Origin of the sequence: Leptospira perolatii, from assembly GCF_002811875.1 — a bacterium.
In the GTDB taxonomy this organism is placed as follows: domain Bacteria; phylum Spirochaetota; class Leptospiria; order Leptospirales; family Leptospiraceae; genus Leptospira_B; species Leptospira_B perolatii.
In genome coordinates this window covers 386,985-403,714 of the sequence record NZ_NPDZ01000001.1, presented here as the reverse complement: position 1 = coordinate 403,714, position 16,730 = coordinate 386,985, and the positions used below count along the sequence as shown (strand labels likewise).

Sequence of the window (16,730 nt, the reverse complement as noted above, 5' to 3'; positions counted from 1 at the left end):
TAAATGGAAAAAGCTTTCGTTAACCTCATTTATCTCGTTGCGAGTATCCTTTTTATTGTCGGACTTAAACTACTTTCCCATCCTAAAACAGCGCTAAGAGGAAACTATGCCGGAGCAGTCGGAATGCTCCTGGCAGTGATTGGAGTGTTCTTTGAAAAAGGAGCTTTAGATCTTCCTTTAATCGCTGTAGGAATTCTAATCGGAACTGGAATCGGTGCATACATCGCATTAAAAGTAGAAATGACCGGGATGCCTCAGATGGTCGCATTGCTAAACGGTCTCGGAGGACTAGCTTCCTTCCTAGTGGGTGGAGACTCGCTTATGGAAGAAGTGGCAAAAAACTCTCCTTACTTAAGTAATCTGCAATTTACGATTTCCACTGCTGCGACGGGAATCATCGGTGCAGTTACTCTGACCGGAAGCTTGGTAGCTTTCGGAAAACTCCAAGGATTGATGCCGGAAAAATCGGTTCGATATTTCGGAGATCAGATCGTAAAAGTTCTGTTCTTCGTCGGTTCGATTGCACTCGGATATTTCTCCGTAATGCACCCAACTGCTATTGAATATTACTGGTACATCGTGATCGTCGCTTCCATTCTCGGAGTATTGCTCGTAATGCCGATCGGTGGTGCAGACATGCCGGTGGTCATCGCACTTTTGAACTCTTACTCAGGGATCGCAGCATCTGCAACCGGGTTCGTTTTGAATAATAACGTGTTGATTATCGCAGGTTCCTTAGTAGGAGCTTCCGGAATCATTCTCACACAAATTATGTGTAAAGCGATGAACCGCTCTCTTCCGAATGTGCTTTTTGGCGGCCTAGGAGCAGCTACTACATCGAAAGGCGAAGAAGATATCTACTCTGGAAAAATTAGAAGTACCTCTGCGGAAGAAGTCGCAATGTTACTCGATATGGCTCAAAGAGTGGTGATCGTCCCTGGATACGGAATGGCGGTCGCTCAAGCGCAACACGCAGTGAGAGATCTGTACAATCAACTGACTGACAGAGGAATCGAAGTAGAATTCGCCATCCATCCGGTGGCCGGAAGGATGCCAGGGCATATGAACGTGTTATTGGCAGAAGCGGATATTCCTTATGATAAGATGAAGGAAATGGATGAGATCAACTCCTCATTTGAACAAGTGGATGTTGTGATCGTCAATGGCGCAAACGACGTAGTCAATCCATTGGCAAAAACAGATCCTACTTCCCCTATCGCCGGAATGCCGATTTTGGATGTGGATAAGGCAAAGACGATCATTGTGATCAAGAGATCTTTGAGCCCAGGATTTGCCGGAGTTCCTAACCCTCTATTTATCCAAGAGAATGCTCTCATGTATTTCCAAGACGGAAAGAAAGCAACCCAAGAGATCGTAACAGCTCTGAAAGATACCTAAGGAGAAACGATCCGAAAGGGAAATCAAAAGGATAAGTACATAAGAAAAATCTTATCTAACAAAAAGGGTGCCTTAAATAAGCACCCTTTTTTATTGCTATAAGTAACTTGTAGGAGCTCCTACAAAACTTTACCTTAGAAACTATTCTTGACAAAAGTCGGTTTTTGTGATAGGGAATTCCCGGGGTTCCCACGAGCCCACCTCCCCTCCCAAAGTCAGGGCGGGGGCCGCCCTTCCCTCCAATCCGGAACCAGGATTCCGAGTTCCCTCAGTAAAAAGTTAGCTAACTAATACGGAGACCTCGAGGGAAGCATATGATAGATTTTAGTGTCGTTATCTCTAAGCAATTCCGCAGTATCCAAGGCTTCTTGAACCTTGCGTTTTTTTTCCGGCTCTTCAGAAATCCAGGAGGTGACAAAGGCTTCTAATCTGCCATATTCTCTTAAGAAAACAAGAGATCGAATGTAGTTCACTTTGTCTTCTTCATCCAGGACCTTTGATCCAAGAATCTGAGAGTACGTATTCGCAGCAGCGCGGTAGTTTCCGGTATTATAATATGCATGGCCGAGAAACCTTCTCTCATAAAAAGGGAGCCCCGGAAATTGGTTGTACAGCTTGATTGCCTTCCGAAAATTTTTGTCTATATCCATTACTAATCTTGCATAGATATAGACGAACTCTCGATTTAGAACTCCCTCTTTCGCGAATTCCTTGCAAAGTGAAAGTGCATTCGCTCTGTTCCCCAATAAGAATTCCGATTTAAGCAAAATCAATTTCGCATTCTTAAAATTCGGTTTTAGTTCGATTGCCTTTTCTGCTTCGGCCTTCGCTCTCAAATATTGTCCTGTTTCGAAATATGCCAAAGACATATTCAAACGATAGAAAGGATTGTAGTTCGCGAGTTCGACCGCTTTTTGAAAATATTGGACCGAGGACTCCCATTTGTTTCTCCTTACAAAAATCATCCCAAGCAGATAATAAGATGGATCGTGGCCAGGATGAATTTCCACGGCTTTCAGCAGTGATTTTTTCGACTGAGGATAGCGACCGACCGCATAAAGATAAGCCCCGGTTAAATAATGAAATTCTAATGCATTAGGATCAATCTTCTTAATCTTATCTATATTAGAAAGTGCCTTAGAAAGATTATTCACCCTCAACAAGTTAACTGTTTCGGTGTTCAAGGCCAAAATCTTATACTTTCTCCTTGCTACCTCGCTCTGGTCGACAGGTGGAGTTGGAGGTGGGAGTTCCCCTTCTGGAGAAGCAGGAATAAATGGAGAAGTCTCTTCTTCGCTAGTTTGAGCCGAAACTTCTAAAACACATAATGTATATAGGCAGACTAAGATTAGAAACGATCTCCCGAATCGTTCTAAGATTCTAAGAAAAAAATTCATTCCGTGAGAGTACCGATCTTTACGTAAGTCTCAAGAGTTTCTTTTTTAGGATCTAGGTTGAATAACTCTAGTTCCTTTTCTGAAATTCTTTTCACTATGTATCGAATCTCAAATCCATATTCGGTAAATACAAAGGCCAGTTCTGGTGATTTGGATTTGGTTTCTTCTTCTTGCAGCACATAGTGAATGTGCATTTCCTTTCCCTTTAAGCTCGGATCCGCGTATTTAGCAAATCCGTCCTTAAGGATCGTCAACCTCGCCCCTTTGCTCACCCCAGGATTTTTGCATTCCCCTTGAGCGGGACAAATCATTGTATTTTCCCAAACGCCCAGCAATTGCTCTGGAAGTGATTTTCCACATTGAATCGCAAAGAATAGGATTAGGACGATTAGATGGACTTTTTTCATAGGAGTCCAAGCTACGGCCGCTTTGATGGATGTCGAGGGAATTTCGCTGAATTAAGTCCTTCGAAAGTAGTCATTGACTCTGAGCAATTCAAAGGTTTTGTATAAGTCGGGATGAATTCTAACCATCTCTACTTCTATAGAAGCGAGTTTCGCCTCTTTCGCGAACCAAACCAGAGAACTAATGCATATAGAATTCATCGCTGGAATTCTACCCAGGTCGATAAGCACTTTGCTCGGCTTCGAGGCGATCGCATCCATCAACTGATTTCTAAAGGAATAATAGTCGTTAAATAGCGAGGCCAAGTCTGGTTCTATCTTTATTGTATCTGATGTATTGGATTGTTCGTTCATAACTGTCAAATAAAGGGAGAAAGGTTTTATTATATTAGAGATTTTTTCTAGAGATTTTCCACTTTTTAGCTTCGGAAAAATTGAAATTCGACCGAAATTTTTTATGGGAGAATTCCATGTTCGAAGAAACTCATTTTATGAAAACACAAGATTTGCTCGAACGCGGATTAGGAGCAAGCGTTCTAAAACGCAAGGTCATTTCGGATAATATTGCAAACGCCGACGTCCCCCACTTTAAGAGAAGTGAAGTCGTTTTTGAGTCTATGATCAAGAGAGCACTCGAATCCGAAAAAATAGAGGCTTCCAAAGCAATTCCAACCAGAATCGAGGACGAACGGCATATTTCCTTTTTTACGCCTCTCGATTACAGGAAGGTTCAGCCAAAAGTTAACATTGATTATTTGACCACTATGCGTGCTGATGGAAGCAACGTGGACCCTGAAAAAGAAGTCGTAGACGCCTCGAACTCGCAAATGCAGTACATGATGATGGTGGAGCGTCTGAACGCGAATTATAGGGATTTAAAGGGAGTCATGCGCCTCGCCTAATAGCGGCTAAGCGACATAGGGTAAGGATAAAGGAAGTATTATGGGATTGTTTACTTCGATTAATATCGCCGCAACCGGTCTCTCGGCGCAAAGGTTGCGCATGGACGTTATTGGTAACAATATCGCGAACTCGACCACCACCAGAAATACGAATGGCGACGGGCCGTTTCGTAGAGATAGAGTCATCTTAACACCGGTAAATCTGAGAACCAGGTGGAAAAGTCCGGTGTATCCTTTCGGCTTGGCCCCTGGAGAGGGAAAGGGCGTAAAAGTGATGAAAATCGAAAAAGACATGAGTCCTTTGCGTCTTGTCTACGACCCTACTCATCCGGATTCGATTCAGATCGGTCCCAAAAAAGGCTATGTAGAAATGCCGAACGTAAATATCGTTACGGAAATGACGGATATGATTTCTGCGTCCAGATCATACGAAGCAAACGTACAAATGATCAACGGCTCAAAGGCAATGTTCAATAAAGCCTTAGAAATCGGAAGAGCGTAATAAAGGAAATTAGGATAAGGTAATGCAAGTAGACTTTAATTCAAAACTCTGGTATAATTACAATTCTGGATATTCCGATTCTCGCTTTCCATTGTCTCCTAAGGGAGAACGTGTAAACGTTAACACTCAAGACGACAGACATTACAAAGACGTAAAAGAGCCTGTCGCCCCTGATTACGTGGCAGAAAGTTTCTCCGAAGCAATGCGCAACGCTTTCAAATCTGTGAACGACCTCCAGGTAGAGGCGGATGAAATGACTCAAAAGATGGTGTTTAATCCGAACAGCGTAGATGCGCACGAAGTTATGATCGCTTCCGAAAAAGCAAGAGTCGCTCTTACCTTCACAAAAACACTCGCAGACGGAGTCGTTAGAGCTTACAGAGAACTAACGAACATGAGATAGTTTAGAAAAATCTTAGAAAGTTATCTCGGAATTTTACTTAAACGGATAAAAACCAACAAGGGCTACTTTTGAACCACCTTGGATCTGTGACGAGTCGATTGGATTCAACTGCGCTTTTCTAATAAGGTGCACACAAATAGCGAAGTGATTGTTTTTCTAATATAAGACAAGCTGGATTCTCAATGCATTCGTTTAATAAAAACACTCCTTAACAATAAGGAGTGTTTTTTCTTCGGAGCAAATAAATTATCAAGGATTGATCTTCTTAATCAACTTCAGGTCCGATTTATTGAATACGCTGATCTGAGTCGACGCGCCGCCCTCTTCCTTTCCTGTCACATAGATCTTCTCACCGTAAAAGGTTACGTTAGAATTGGGGCTTACTTCATCTCCAGATTTCGCGACGCTTTTTAAAGACTTATCGAATCTAGTAAGATAATACTTACCGTCGGCTTCTTCGAATGCATAAATTTCCTCTCCTTTAATGATCATCGGAGATCGCCAGAATACCGAATTTTTGGACCAAGTCACTGGCTTTAAAGTTTCTTGATCAATTAGAATCAACTTATGTTCTGAAGTATGTGAGTTTTCGTATCCGATCACCAATGCTTTTCCGTCGACGATTTCAAAGGTTCGACCGCAAATCTTATCAAAGTCGCCCTTGAAGATTGTATCGTCCTTGGTCGGATCTAACGCGTGTAGTTCGTTATTGTAATGTCCGTTATCAATGTACTTTAAAGTCTTTAAGAATAGAATCTTTCCGCCGACTACGTTTTTATCGAATTCTTCTTTCTTCTTCTGCTCTTCTTTTACGGTTTCTAACTCTTTTTTGGTATCACTCAGCTCTTTTTGAAGTTCCTCTTTACTCTTTTTATCGTCCGGTTTTGATTCGGAGGTTTTCTTGTCGCTGCTTGACTTGGAATCACTAGAAGACTTCGAGTCAGATTTTGAGCTCTCTTTTCTAGATTCTTCTTTCTTCGCGATTTCCTTTTCTTTTTCTTTTAGCTTCTGCTCTTCTTTCTTAGCTTCTTGTTTTTCTTTTTGGATTTGCTTTTTCTCTTCCTGTTTTCTTTCGATTTGTTTTTTATTTTTTACAGGATCTTTATTCAGCTCTTGGACTTCCCTCTCGGCCTGTCTTTCTTTTTCTGCGATCTTATCTTGCTGTTGTTTATTTGCGTCCTGCTTTTCTTGGAGTTTACGCTTTTCATCTTCTAGCTTCTGCCTTTGAAGATCATCCATTTTCTTTTTATCGTCTTGGCCTTCTTTTTTCTTATCTAGATCCTTATTGACTTCCTTCTCTAGCTCATCCGTACCAACATCCTTGCCGTCTTCGGAAAGTATATTCGGAACAATGGGTATAATGATCTGAGTCTTGCCGGCCCAGTCCGTATAACGTCTGCCGATACCGATCGTATCTTTCTTTAGCTTTTTCATCACATCTGCGGTGTACTTCTTTTGGAAGAAGCCAGAGTTTTTACGATGAATTGCGTTATAATAAAGGATATAGGTGGCGAGTATTTCTGCGTTCTCTTCCGAATATCCAAAATTGGTTTTTACGTATCCGGTTAGTATTCTTCGGATCGAGTTGATATGTCCGTAATTTGTATCTTCGCTGAGTGAAACGATATCCGATCCAAAACGGGTTTCATCCGGCAAAACTCGAACTGCCGTGACCCCATCGCTGGAAGAACTTGCTTCGGCACTTTTCTTCAGTCCATCGGCAAGATCCGAGCCTGTCTTTTCGTTGATCTCTTTGGTTTCTTCGGCTGCTTTTGCGGTAGATCGATTGATAAAGTTCACTCTGCCAGAGGAGCGGACCTCTTTTTCGCCTAATTTAGGACTTTGTGCAAAAACGGTGGCTGTGAAACCGCTGAAAATAAGAAGTATAACGGACAATCGGATCCGAGACATGAAAGAGCTCCTACGCCGGAAAGTTCGCCCGAGCTTAAATCGGGACGCGTTGGATATCCTACTTGCCTTTCCACAACCCTGCCAAGGATTTTTCCCTTCTCTCCACAAATACTCGAAGTAAGAAAGTTGCCGCTCTAGGCCTCAATTTTACCCTGGAACCATGCGTGAGTTCAAAGAAAGAATCTACAATTTCTGCGCTGGCCCTGCCATGCTTCCTACGGAAGTAATGAAGAAAGCTTCCGACGAATTCCTAAATTACCAAGGTTCCGGAATGTCCATTATGGAAGTGAGTCACAGAGGAGCGATTTTTGAGCAAGTCCTGGATGACTCACTGAATCTGCTAAGAGAATTACTTTCCATTCCAGAAGATTACGAAATTCTATTTCTTTCCGGAGGAGCCACCCTTCACTTCTCCGCAATTCCATTAAATATTCTGAAAGAAGGTGAAACCGCGGACTATGCGGTCACTGGTCTTTTTGCCAAGAAATCCTTTGAAGAAGCACAAAGGTTTAATCCTGTCAAAAAGATCTATGATGGTTCTTCTCATATTTTTACCGAGATTCCGAAACTGAAAGATTCGGATATTCATGATGACGCGGTCTATCTGCACATAACTTCCAACAATACTATTTACGGTTGTAGGTATGTAGAATTTCCGGCAGTAACAAAGGCTCCGCTAATTGCTGACATGACTTCTGAAATTCTTTCTCGCAAAATCGACGTTCGACGATTTGCAATGATCTATGCCGGAGCACAAAAGAATATCGGTCCTTCCGGATTAAGCACGGTTATTATACGAAAAGATCTGCTTGGTCGTTCCGGTCGCACAATTCCGATGATGCTGGATTATGCGGTTACCGCAAAAAATAAATCCATGTACAATACGCCTCCTACTTATTCGATCTATATCGCTAAACTTATTTTCGAATGGATCAAGTCGAAAGGAGGAGTGAGTACATTCGAAAAACTGAATGAAGAAAAGGCGAAAATTCTGTACGATTTTCTAGATTCTTCTTCACTCTATGTTGCTCCGGTAAAAAAAGCTGACAGATCTTTGATGAACGTAGTTTTCACTTTAAAGGATAGAAGCCTAGAGCCCAAACTGCTGTCCCAGGCGGAAGATGCAGGATTGCACGGATTGGAGGGACACAGAACAGTCGGAGGATTCAGAGCTTCAATTTATAATTCTATGCCCAAAGAAGGAATTGTTGCACTGGTAGAATTTCTGAAGGAATTTGAAAAGAAAGTATAGACCTATCTCAAAGATTCGCGTATCTGGATTAGGATGATTTCGACTCGAGCTTGCATTCTACTGACTCTATGTCTTGCGTATTTATATCAGGTGAATCTGTATTCTGCCCCGATGCATTTCCGGACCTCTACGAGAGCAAATGCATGCTTTTCGCCTGCTGGTTCTTCAAAAGAATGGAGCAATTTTTATAATTCCAGAGTTTCTCCCGCAGAAAAAAGTCTATTGGCAGAAAAGCTATCAAAGGCGGAGGCTCAAAGCCTGAAAGAAAGTCTGGACTGCGTATTCCATCTCAAACTTTCCCCTCAAGAAAAAGAAATTCTGTTAAGAGACTTCGACGCCCACTATCGAATGGTGGACGAGCTCTACAAATACTATGAAAATCATTTTCTCTCGGACGATAAGAACCTTAGACTATCAGCTGGCGAAGAAAAGACTGTAAGAAGCTTCTTGATGGCCAAAAAAGAACTTCTAGAGCGAAGACGATCGGCTGAGAGGATTTCGATCGAAAACAAGCCTCTTCCCTTAGATACCTTTGAAAATTTATACTTAGCGATTCTGATCCACCACTGGGAATTCTTTCAAAGTGTTCCCGAATTCCTGAAGGAGCAACTGAAGGAAGAGTAGGTTCTCCACTAATTTTCATCTTTCATTTGTAATTTGCTTGAATGGAATACTTAAGATCCTACGCTTTCTAATAGGACATGAAAAAAATTGGAATCGCCTCCGACCATGGAGGTTTCGAGCTGAAAGAATATCTCAGAAAAGAGCTCGGAAATGGGATCGAAATCGTAGACTACGGAACAAAGGACGAAACTTCCGTAGACTATCCTGAAGTAATCGGCAACGCCTGTAAAAAAGTCATTTCAGGAGAGGTGGAAGGCTTAATTGCACTCTGCGGAACTGGAATAGGCGCTTCTATCGCGGCAAACCGTATGAAAGGAATCCGCGCGGCACTATGCCACGACGAATTTACTGCAGAAATGTCCCGCCGTCATAATAATTCAAACGTGCTGGTTCTAGGCGGTAGAATTTTGGGTAAAGAGCTAGCAATTCGAATCGCGCAGAAATGGTTGTCCACTTCTTTCGAAGGCGGCCGCCATGAAAGAAGAGTCGGTCAACTCGAGACCCTATCATAATCTTGAATTAGAAAATCAGGAGGATCCCGAGTGAGTAACAAACGCTATCTACACTCTAGATTTCTCCTCTTATTAACAATATTCATCTTTACTAATACTGATATAAGTACTGAATCGAACCGATTTGCCTTGAGCTCGTTCCAGCTCAAAGATTTGCGCGTACAAAAATCTGCGAGCGGAGAAACTTTCTTAGAACTTGCACCGAGAGACTGGAGCCTTTCCGCTAATCTATTTTTAGACTTCGAAGAGGATCAGCCTTCCGAGTTACGGGATAAATCGGGAAGCCATCAAATCCAATTCGCTTCTTACCTGCCGGAAAAGGCCCAGGCGAATTCAGGAAAGCGCTCCGCGAGATTTGCGGGTAAACGTTCCGGGATTAAGATTTCCGGAAAATCCAAAAGCATTCTTACTAGCTCGGATCTTAATGAGGAGTTCTTTATTTCCATGTTCCTTTTACCCGGAACTTTGGACAAGGAAGCGGTTCTGATTTCAAAGAGCATTCACACTCGAGGGAAAAAATTCGGATGGGAATTTCGAATCAAAGATGAACTCCCAGTTTTAGAATTCTGGAATTTTTTCGAGCCATCAGACAAATCTTCTACTGATATCAAAATTGTTTCAAAGAGAAGATTGGTCCGCTCCAAGTGGAATCACCTAATTGTGCATATACGACCTTTGCAAAAAGAGATCGTTCTCTATTTGAATGGAACCGAGATGGATCGAAAATCGATTCCGAGTAAATTGCAGATCGTTCGAGTAGGCTTTCATCCGGAAGATACGACTCCGTTCAGAATTGCGGAAAACTTTTACGGTTGGTTGGATGACTTTTTAGTACAAAAAGGCGCTCCAGATTTACAGAAATTGTCCTCCTATTATGAAGGCCAGGAATACGATGCTTCTTCGTTCACCGCTAACACAAACTACGGAACTGCATTGTCGCCTGTATATAAAACCAAGTATTCTAATTCTATTCCTGATTATCTGATTCTAAAGGCCAAGGTCCCGGGCTCAAGTTTTCTAGAATTGTATCTTAGATTTTCTCCCAAAAGTTTTGCAAGAAACGGAGAAGCAGTGCAATGGAATGCAATCGACTTACGAAAAATGGAAGATTACAAGGAAGTGGAACATTCTGATCATAAAAGTCCGGAAGAGACTCTTAATCCTAGATTCTACATGTATCGTATTCCATTAGACAAAGTTTGGAAGGACAGATCGAAGCCTTTCAAATTCTACCAGGCATTGGCAAAACTCAAAGCAGATCCGGATGGAAAACGAAGCCCTGAATTAGAGGAAATTTCCTTCGGATACAGAGAGACCATTCCACCAGTAAAACCAATGGGACTTTCCATTGTAGATGGCACACTTGAAGATGAGGATCCAAATTCCGGAGGACCAAAAGTATGCCTGAGCTGGACACCAAATCCGGAACGAGACGTCAGACAAAACGGCGGTTACGTAATTCACTACGGTGTCGGACCGAATCGAATGGTGGGATCGATCAAAGGAAGTCTCAAAGAACTCCCCAACGGAAAAATGCCAGTCTTGCTGACAGAAGGCAGAGAAAAGCATCCAATGAGTAATTACTTGGATCCTATTTTGGGCCAAGATTCGACCTGTCCCAAAATGTCAGATAATTCCGGAAGAAAGTTGTGTCAGTGTGTGGACAATCGAATCATCAGCCTAAATTCCGAAGTGAAGCTCGAACCGAGTTCCAAAAAGAAAAATTCCCGAAAGTATGTAACTGATCCGTATGACCGCCGCCAATTGTTCTTGAGAAAAGGATTAACATTTTATTTCAAAGTTAGCGCTTATAACTCTTCTTACGATCCAGAAATAGCCTCTGACCAAGTAAGCCCTCTAAGCGAGCCCGTTGAAGTTTATTTCCTGAGTGAGTAGAACTTTTACCAGATTCTGTTTTTTGAAACTAGCAGACGAAGTAAGAATTCCTTCTAAATCGTAATTTGCCGCCTGAGCAATTTCTATCCACTCTTCAAAACTCAAATCAGCAGATGCTGATAGTCGAATCGCGAGTGCAATTTCTTCCTTTCTGACCGGCAAGAGCTCAGTGAATAAATTTTTGGTCTGATTCCAAAGTATTTCTCTTTTTATAGGGTTCGGCTCTTTTGCTAAGGCCTGCTCTATCGCGGGAAGGGGAAGATAAAGAAGGACGTTTTTCTTTGTTAGAGATTCAACAGCATTCCGAACTGAGCTCTTGTTTGCTTCGACGCCGAACAATAAATCTTGGTAGGAAGATGAACTAAGCAGTATCCTCAAGATCAACGCCCCGGATACATCTGCGTCAATTCCTTCAGTGCATCCAATCTCTTGTAAGTATCGGATTTGAAAATCTCGTTTCGAAAACAGGTTCTAAGTAGTTCAGAAGCGGACAAATCCCGCTTTTCAGCTTCTTGCCTGAGCAATTCGAATTCCTCTTCTGTGAGGAGCATTTGAAATCTGCGTTCTATGCGAGCCATTACTCCTCTTCTTTCAGCTCCTTTTCATTTTTCAAGTAGGTTCTGAAGTAGATTTCAGAATCTCTCACTTGGCCGAGCATCTCATAAATCGCTGCGATATTATAATTGGCTTGATTCAGGCGAAAATCGAATTTGAAAGCTTTGCGAAAAATTTGTATCGCCCTGTCTTCTCTACCTGCGTACCACTCGGACATCGCCCATAAAAAATGCCATTTCCCGAGTTCCGGATCTCTTGGACTGATTTTGGCTAGGTGAGTCAAAACCTCTTCAAAAAAAGAAGCGGACCTCAGATAGTTTTCCCGAATCTTTTTTATTTTCTCCATCCTCAGGAACACGTCCTCATCATGCTTCGGTAGTTCCAAATCAGCCCTCCAGAACAATGCTCGCGCTAGGTACAATTTGTAAACGAGCTCGCTGGGATTCTTCCGAACGTATTCTTCCAAGTAAGGCAAACTTTCGGCTTCCTTGCCACCCTGGTGCAGAGAAATGATCTTTTCCTTGGCTGCGCGATTCCATTCTCTTCGATTTTCTTCCTGGGAAATCAGTGGAACAAGCTGGAAGAAATAAAGACCGACCAGTAGAATTAAGAATTTATAATGCATTCTCGAAAAGCTCGAACAGTAACGGTTAAATATATGTGTACAAGTTCTTTCCGTTTTCAGGATAGGGCAGATAAATGATTTCAAAAGGATTTCCGATGCCTTCTAAGATATCGGTTAACTCTTTCTTTCTCTCCTCCCTAGACAATACCAGTAGCTCGGCTGGAGCAACTCCAAATGCATAGTCGTCGCTTCCTAAACTCGGTTGTAACGTATCTAGGAATTTTTTTCTCCAGGACTCTGCGGTAGCAAACTCAGGGCGGCCCGGAATCCGAATCCGATAGATATGACAACGACTCCTTTCCCCGTGAGAAGCCCATCTCAAGAGTAGAAACTGGATTTGAACCATATCCCTTTTATCCTTGATCGCGTGAGACGCCTGCTCTATTTCCAACTGAAGAAATGCCTCTTCGACCGGATCGATGGATTTTTCTACCGACTCGCGTACTGTTTCCACAAAATCAGTATTAGGTGGATCTTGAAAGAATAAGAAGAATCTAAAATCGAGTCCCAAATCGAACAAAGGAAAAGAGACTATCCTCATAACTCCTTCCAAGTCAGATAAATCAAATTTTTTTCGAAAGAAGTGATCGCTTCTTCTGTCTTCTGTGACATCGATTATAGATGTCTCTCCGATTTCGGGACCTAGGAACTGATCGCCATAAAGAAAGATCATGTTCTTTTTTGAATATTCCTTTAAACCGTAGGTTACGACCGGATGATAGGCTCCCTTTCTTCTATCATAGAAATGAATCGAGAACGCCTTGAGCGACACCGATGACAAAATCGTTCTGTAGTATTTGAGCAAAGAGGCAGAAGGAGAATCCAATCCTCTCTGTATTTCATCCAGAGCTTCTAGGATTTTTCTTCTTTCTCGAATGGGTTGATTATCCAACCAAGATTTAAATTTTTCTGATAAAGGTAGGTCTTCATTCGGATCCGACTTCCGGATTCCCCACCAAGCCCGAGCCCACAGAAAAAAGCGAGACTCTTGCTGAGGATGCAATTCTTTCGCAGCTTCCAGTCTTCCTTCTACCAAACCGGTTGCCTTTAGGGCTTTTGCCAAAAGACCAGACTCTCCGGCTTTTGACTTTGCAGGAAGCCCCTCTGCGGTTGTCGACTTTACTTTTTCGACTAACTTAGATAGCTCTTCCGAAAAGATTGCCTCTCGTTTCTTCTGAATAGCTTCAGGTAAAATTCGGACAGCCCCCTTCTTAGATTCAATCTTTGTCGAAATCGGCTTCGGATCTCGCAAAAACTTAGGAGTTAAAATAATATCATCCGGCAAATCGAAAGGTAATACAAAAAAGGTTTTGGAACCCTGGCTTTCTAAAACCTGGGTTTGAAAAACAGGAAATTTTTTAGACTCCGTTTCCAGTTCCGCTTCCTCAGTCGGTTTCGGTCCGGCAAGTCTAGGTTCTGTTTTTGCGATCTGGATTTTCTTAAAAGATTCGGATTCGAGTCGTTCTCTTAATCGTTCGGTTAAACGAAAAATTTCCCTTTGATGGCTTTCTATCGAGCTAGATTTCTTTCTTCTGGCAAGTAGGATTAGCAGGTCCAGCCCGAGAAGTACCGCGAAAAATATCGGAGGTGCTAAAAAGAACATCGAATTTACAACCGGTACGACCAAGTAGATACTATCGATAAAGCTTTCTTTTTCCTCCCCAAAAAAGGAATAATAAGCGTAATAGGATTTATCACCAACCATTACTGATCGAAAACCAGACTGTTCCTCTTTCAGTGATTTCAAAAATTCAGATTCAATGTCGGTGGATTCTTCCCCAGCAGGTTCCAATTTCCAATTTGTGAATTTTCCGACTTTAGGAACCGGATAGAAGAATTCAAGTGCACCGTTTACTGTAATATGAAATTTACTTTTATCTAATATAACTAAAACTGCTTTCTGCTTCTCCTGAAGCGGAACAAAGAAAACCGGATTCGTTTCTAAAATTAGATATCTACTGATTTTTCCTGCCCAGGCTTGCTCAATCAGCTCCAAGCTCTCTTCTTTAGGGAATTTATCCAAGCCGCCCAACACAGGATCCCAAAGGTAAATTTCTCGAATAGGGACCGGGGAATCGATCGCTCTCAAATCCTTTAAATCGGAGCTTCGGATATTTTTCTCAAGAATGAGCAGGTTATTTTGAAACGATTTCCAAATTGAAACAAGCTTTGACTGATAGAAATATCCGTCCGGAAAATACGGCTCGGCCCAAGCCAATAGCGAAGAGATCAAAAGAGCGACGCCCAGAAGTATTCTCAGTCTTACTCCAATCATGAAAGTTAACCCTTTGCTTTTTTCAAAAGATTGAGCAGATCTATTTTCAGTTTCACCCAATCTTCTCGTTCCGAAAATCTCATTTCCGATCGAATTGAAAATACTAGGAGAGAAGCTAGAATCCCAATCAAAAGACTTAAACACGATACTACAAGAGCGGAGAGTATTTTAAGCATCTCTAAAGCTCTCGAATCCCTTGGCAGTTTTAGAAAGATCGAAGTATTTTCCCTTTGCGTCCGTTCCCAGATCGACCTGTACATTCCAAAATCAGAATGTGATGCTTTCTCCAAAATGGTATAGAGCTGTTCTGATTCTTCTTCTTTGTTTTTGCCTGGAAGGATTTCACTCCTGCTCTTACCGGGAACAATTTCAGAATGGTAAGAAAGATTGGTCTCTGAAAGTTTTCTGTGCTTTCCAATTTCAGAAAATACAAAATAGAAAACTTCATTTGGAGATTCGATTGGCGGAAAGGATGGTTTGATTCCGCTCGCTTCCTCTAACATACGATTTGCATCTTCTTGAGAAAGGTTAAAGTAAAGATTCCCGGATGAGCTTCGGTACAGCAAATCACCTTGAGAATCCTTTGCCCAATCCGAAGGTTTGATCTCTAAACCACCGAGCCTAAGATCCGGTTGGAATACAGTCTGATTTGGTTCTGATGAAAAAATCAATCTGTATGATTCATCATAAATTCTTACAAACCTATATCCAGACTGGATCAATTCTTTTGCTAGTTTTGCAGTCTCAGTCTTATCAGCTTGATTTGGCGATTTACGTAGGATATACTCTATTCTTAGTCCCAACTCTGAAAACTGCTCTGAGTGGGATCGAAATAGCTTTTCGGATAAAAAAATTTTCCACGACCTATGCTTAGTGCTTAGAATCTCAATCGGTTGAAAGAAAACCAACTCCTTCCAGGCGTCGGAAAAAAAAGGGATGGAAAGAAGCATTGGACTTAGCATTATCAGGGAAAGATTCCGAATTTTCCTAGAATGGGACTGAGGGCTCACGAATCTAGTATCGGCCTTAATCTACTCGCCGGCGAGTCTAAATTCCTGAGAATCCTGCAAAGAGGCGAGACGTAACTACATGATTTTCTATATGTTTATAGACGGAATCGGATTTGGACAGAATGATCCGACAAAGAATCCGTTCGCACGTTACGCGCGAGGAGTCTTTTTGCCCTTAGCGGAAAAGGAGTTTGGTGAAGGAAGTCCTTCAATTCTCAAAGAGCTCGTTTACTTAAAAACCGACGCGAGTATGGGAATCAAGGGCTTACCTCAAAGTGCCACTGGGCAAACCTCTCTTTGGACAGGGATCAACGCCTGCCAAGTATTGAATAGACATCTCAGCGGATTCCCCACATTTACGTTGAAGAAAATCATCGCGAAGTATTCGATTATTAGAATTTTAGAAGAACGCGGTTTTAAGGCTGACCTACTAAATTGTTATACTCCTGCGTACGAAGAGTATATTCGGAAAAATCCGAGACAGGTATCCGCCTCTACTTTGATTCAAATGGCCAGCGACAAACCTCTAAAAGGAATGGATGATCTGAGAGAAGGTCGTGGCCTCTATATGGATATTACCCGAGAATTCCTAAGTAGGTTCGGCAGGGACAGTGTCGAAAAAGATGATCCGGTTTTGATTAAGCAAAAAGCGTATGACACAGGTAAATCCATAGTGCCTAAATTGAAAGATCATACTTTATGCATCTATGAGTATTTTATCACGGATAAGGTCGGACATAAAATGAACTGGCCCGGTGCCGAAAAATGTATCGGCGATCTGGAAGACTTTATATTAGGAATTGTTGAAGCATTGGACCCAGCTGAGGATCAACTCATCATCACTTCGGACCATGGAAATTTGGAAGATTTGAGCGTCGATGTTCATACTACAAATTTAGTTCCAACGATTCTATTTGGAAAATACACGCAAAAGATCAAGGAAACCGTAAAGGCAATTAAAGACATTCCTCACGCAATCTACGATTGTCTTGGCGTCAAAGTTTCGATGTCTGAACAAGAATTTATGCAGACAACAACCGGATCAGAAAAGCCGAGTTAACCGA

The 16,730-nt window shown here is 42.0% G+C and carries 18 protein-coding genes; 9 read left to right on the top strand and 9 right to left on the bottom strand.

The window, feature by feature from the left end:
- The first annotated feature begins 3 nt into the window (after positions 1 to 3).
- Entirely contained in the window at positions 4 to 1,398 is a 1,395-nt protein-coding gene (locus tag CH373_RS01860) for an NAD(P)(+) transhydrogenase (Re/Si-specific) subunit beta (RefSeq protein WP_100712215.1), read from the top strand.
- A 287-nt stretch (positions 1,399 to 1,685) separates the two neighbouring features.
- Here the strand turns inward: CH373_RS01860 and CH373_RS01855 are convergent, their stop codons facing one another.
- From CH373_RS01855 to CH373_RS01845, 3 genes are read right to left on the bottom strand one after another with little or no spacing between them, the layout of a single operon-like run.
- The gene (locus CH373_RS01855; protein WP_100712214.1) at positions 1,686 to 2,795 is read right to left on the bottom strand and encodes a tetratricopeptide repeat protein; all 1,110 of its coding nucleotides are present in this window, start codon (positions 2,793 to 2,795) and stop codon (positions 1,686 to 1,688) included.
- Positions 2,792 to 3,202 (bottom strand): LIC10301 family lipoprotein, encoded by a 411-nt coding sequence (locus tag CH373_RS01850; RefSeq protein WP_100712213.1) that lies wholly within the window; start codon positions 3,200 to 3,202, stop codon positions 2,792 to 2,794. Before CH373_RS01850 ends, CH373_RS01855 begins: the two co-directional genes overlap by 4 nt.
- A gap of 51 nt (positions 3,203 to 3,253) precedes the next feature.
- Complete coding sequence (locus tag CH373_RS01845; protein WP_100712570.1) at positions 3,254 to 3,553, bottom strand: STAS domain-containing protein; 300 nt, start codon at positions 3,551 to 3,553, stop codon at positions 3,254 to 3,256.
- Between the two features lie 116 nt (positions 3,554 to 3,669).
- Here CH373_RS01845 and flgB point away from each other — a divergent pair, with 116 nt between their 5' ends.
- From flgB to fliE, 3 genes are read left to right on the top strand one after another with little or no spacing between them, the layout of a single operon-like run.
- The gene (gene flgB, locus CH373_RS01840) at positions 3,670 to 4,101 is read left to right on the top strand and encodes a flagellar basal body rod protein FlgB (protein ID WP_100712569.1); all 432 of its coding nucleotides are present in this window, start codon (positions 3,670 to 3,672) and stop codon (positions 4,099 to 4,101) included.
- Positions 4,102 to 4,141: 40 nt separating this feature from the next.
- Entirely contained in the window at positions 4,142 to 4,603 is a 462-nt protein-coding gene (flgC, locus tag CH373_RS01835) for a flagellar basal body rod protein FlgC (RefSeq protein ID WP_100712212.1), read from the top strand.
- 22 nt (positions 4,604 to 4,625) lie between these two features.
- Entirely contained in the window at positions 4,626 to 5,006 is a 381-nt protein-coding gene (fliE, locus tag CH373_RS01830) for a flagellar hook-basal body complex protein FliE (RefSeq protein WP_100712211.1), read from the top strand.
- Positions 5,007 to 5,255: 249 nt separating this feature from the next.
- Here the strand turns inward: fliE and CH373_RS01825 are convergent, their stop codons facing one another.
- Positions 5,256 to 6,917: a P83/100 family protein gene (locus CH373_RS01825; RefSeq protein WP_100712210.1), complete on the bottom strand. Its 1,662-nt coding sequence runs from the start codon at positions 6,915 to 6,917 to the stop codon at positions 5,256 to 5,258.
- 160 nt (positions 6,918 to 7,077) lie between these two features.
- Between CH373_RS01825 and serC the strand changes: the two genes are divergently transcribed.
- From serC to CH373_RS01805, 4 genes are all read left to right on the top strand, one after another.
- Complete coding sequence (gene serC / locus CH373_RS01820; protein WP_100712209.1) at positions 7,078 to 8,169, top strand: 3-phosphoserine/phosphohydroxythreonine transaminase; 1,092 nt, start codon at positions 7,078 to 7,080, stop codon at positions 8,167 to 8,169.
- Positions 8,170 to 8,202: 33 nt separating this feature from the next.
- On the top strand, positions 8,203 to 8,793 hold the full coding sequence (locus tag CH373_RS01815; protein WP_243393208.1) for a hypothetical protein: 591 nt from the start codon (positions 8,203 to 8,205) through the stop codon (positions 8,791 to 8,793).
- A 77-nt stretch (positions 8,794 to 8,870) separates the two neighbouring features.
- Positions 8,871 to 9,305, top strand: coding sequence for a ribose 5-phosphate isomerase B (gene rpiB, locus CH373_RS01810; protein ID WP_100712208.1), 435 nt, complete (start codon positions 8,871 to 8,873; stop codon positions 9,303 to 9,305).
- A gap of 30 nt (positions 9,306 to 9,335) precedes the next feature.
- Positions 9,336 to 11,201 (top strand): hypothetical protein, encoded by a 1,866-nt coding sequence (locus CH373_RS01805; RefSeq protein WP_100712207.1) that lies wholly within the window; start codon positions 9,336 to 9,338, stop codon positions 11,199 to 11,201.
- Here CH373_RS01805 and CH373_RS01800 read toward each other — a convergent pair.
- From CH373_RS01800 to CH373_RS01780, 5 genes are read right to left on the bottom strand one after another with little or no spacing between them, the layout of a single operon-like run.
- Positions 11,163 to 11,579, bottom strand: coding sequence for a hypothetical protein (locus CH373_RS01800; RefSeq protein WP_100712567.1), 417 nt, complete (start codon positions 11,577 to 11,579; stop codon positions 11,163 to 11,165). The two genes, CH373_RS01805 and CH373_RS01800, sit on opposite strands and share 39 nt — an antisense overlap.
- 2 nt (positions 11,580 to 11,581) lie before the next feature.
- Positions 11,582 to 11,779, bottom strand: a complete 198-nt coding sequence (locus CH373_RS01795; protein WP_165778757.1) for a CopG family transcriptional regulator — start codon at positions 11,777 to 11,779, stop codon at positions 11,582 to 11,584.
- On the bottom strand, positions 11,779 to 12,381 hold the full coding sequence (locus CH373_RS01790; RefSeq protein ID WP_100712206.1) for a tetratricopeptide repeat protein: 603 nt from the start codon (positions 12,379 to 12,381) through the stop codon (positions 11,779 to 11,781). The genes CH373_RS01795 and CH373_RS01790 overlap by 1 nt, the downstream gene beginning before the upstream one ends.
- Positions 12,382 to 12,406: 25 nt before the next feature.
- Positions 12,407 to 14,656, bottom strand: a complete 2,250-nt coding sequence (locus CH373_RS01785; protein ID WP_100712565.1) for a hypothetical protein — start codon at positions 14,654 to 14,656, stop codon at positions 12,407 to 12,409.
- A gap of 5 nt (positions 14,657 to 14,661) precedes the next feature.
- Positions 14,662 to 15,618, bottom strand: a complete 957-nt coding sequence (locus CH373_RS01780; protein ID WP_125169849.1) for a hypothetical protein — start codon at positions 15,616 to 15,618, stop codon at positions 14,662 to 14,664.
- Positions 15,619 to 15,745: 127 nt separating this feature from the next.
- Between CH373_RS01780 and CH373_RS01775 the strand changes: the two genes are divergently transcribed.
- Positions 15,746 to 16,726 carry a metalloenzyme gene (locus CH373_RS01775; protein ID WP_100712204.1) on the top strand — a complete coding sequence of 327 codons (981 nt, stop codon included), beginning with the start codon at positions 15,746 to 15,748 and terminating at the stop codon, positions 16,724 to 16,726.
- Positions 16,727 to 16,730: the final 4 nt, after the last annotated feature.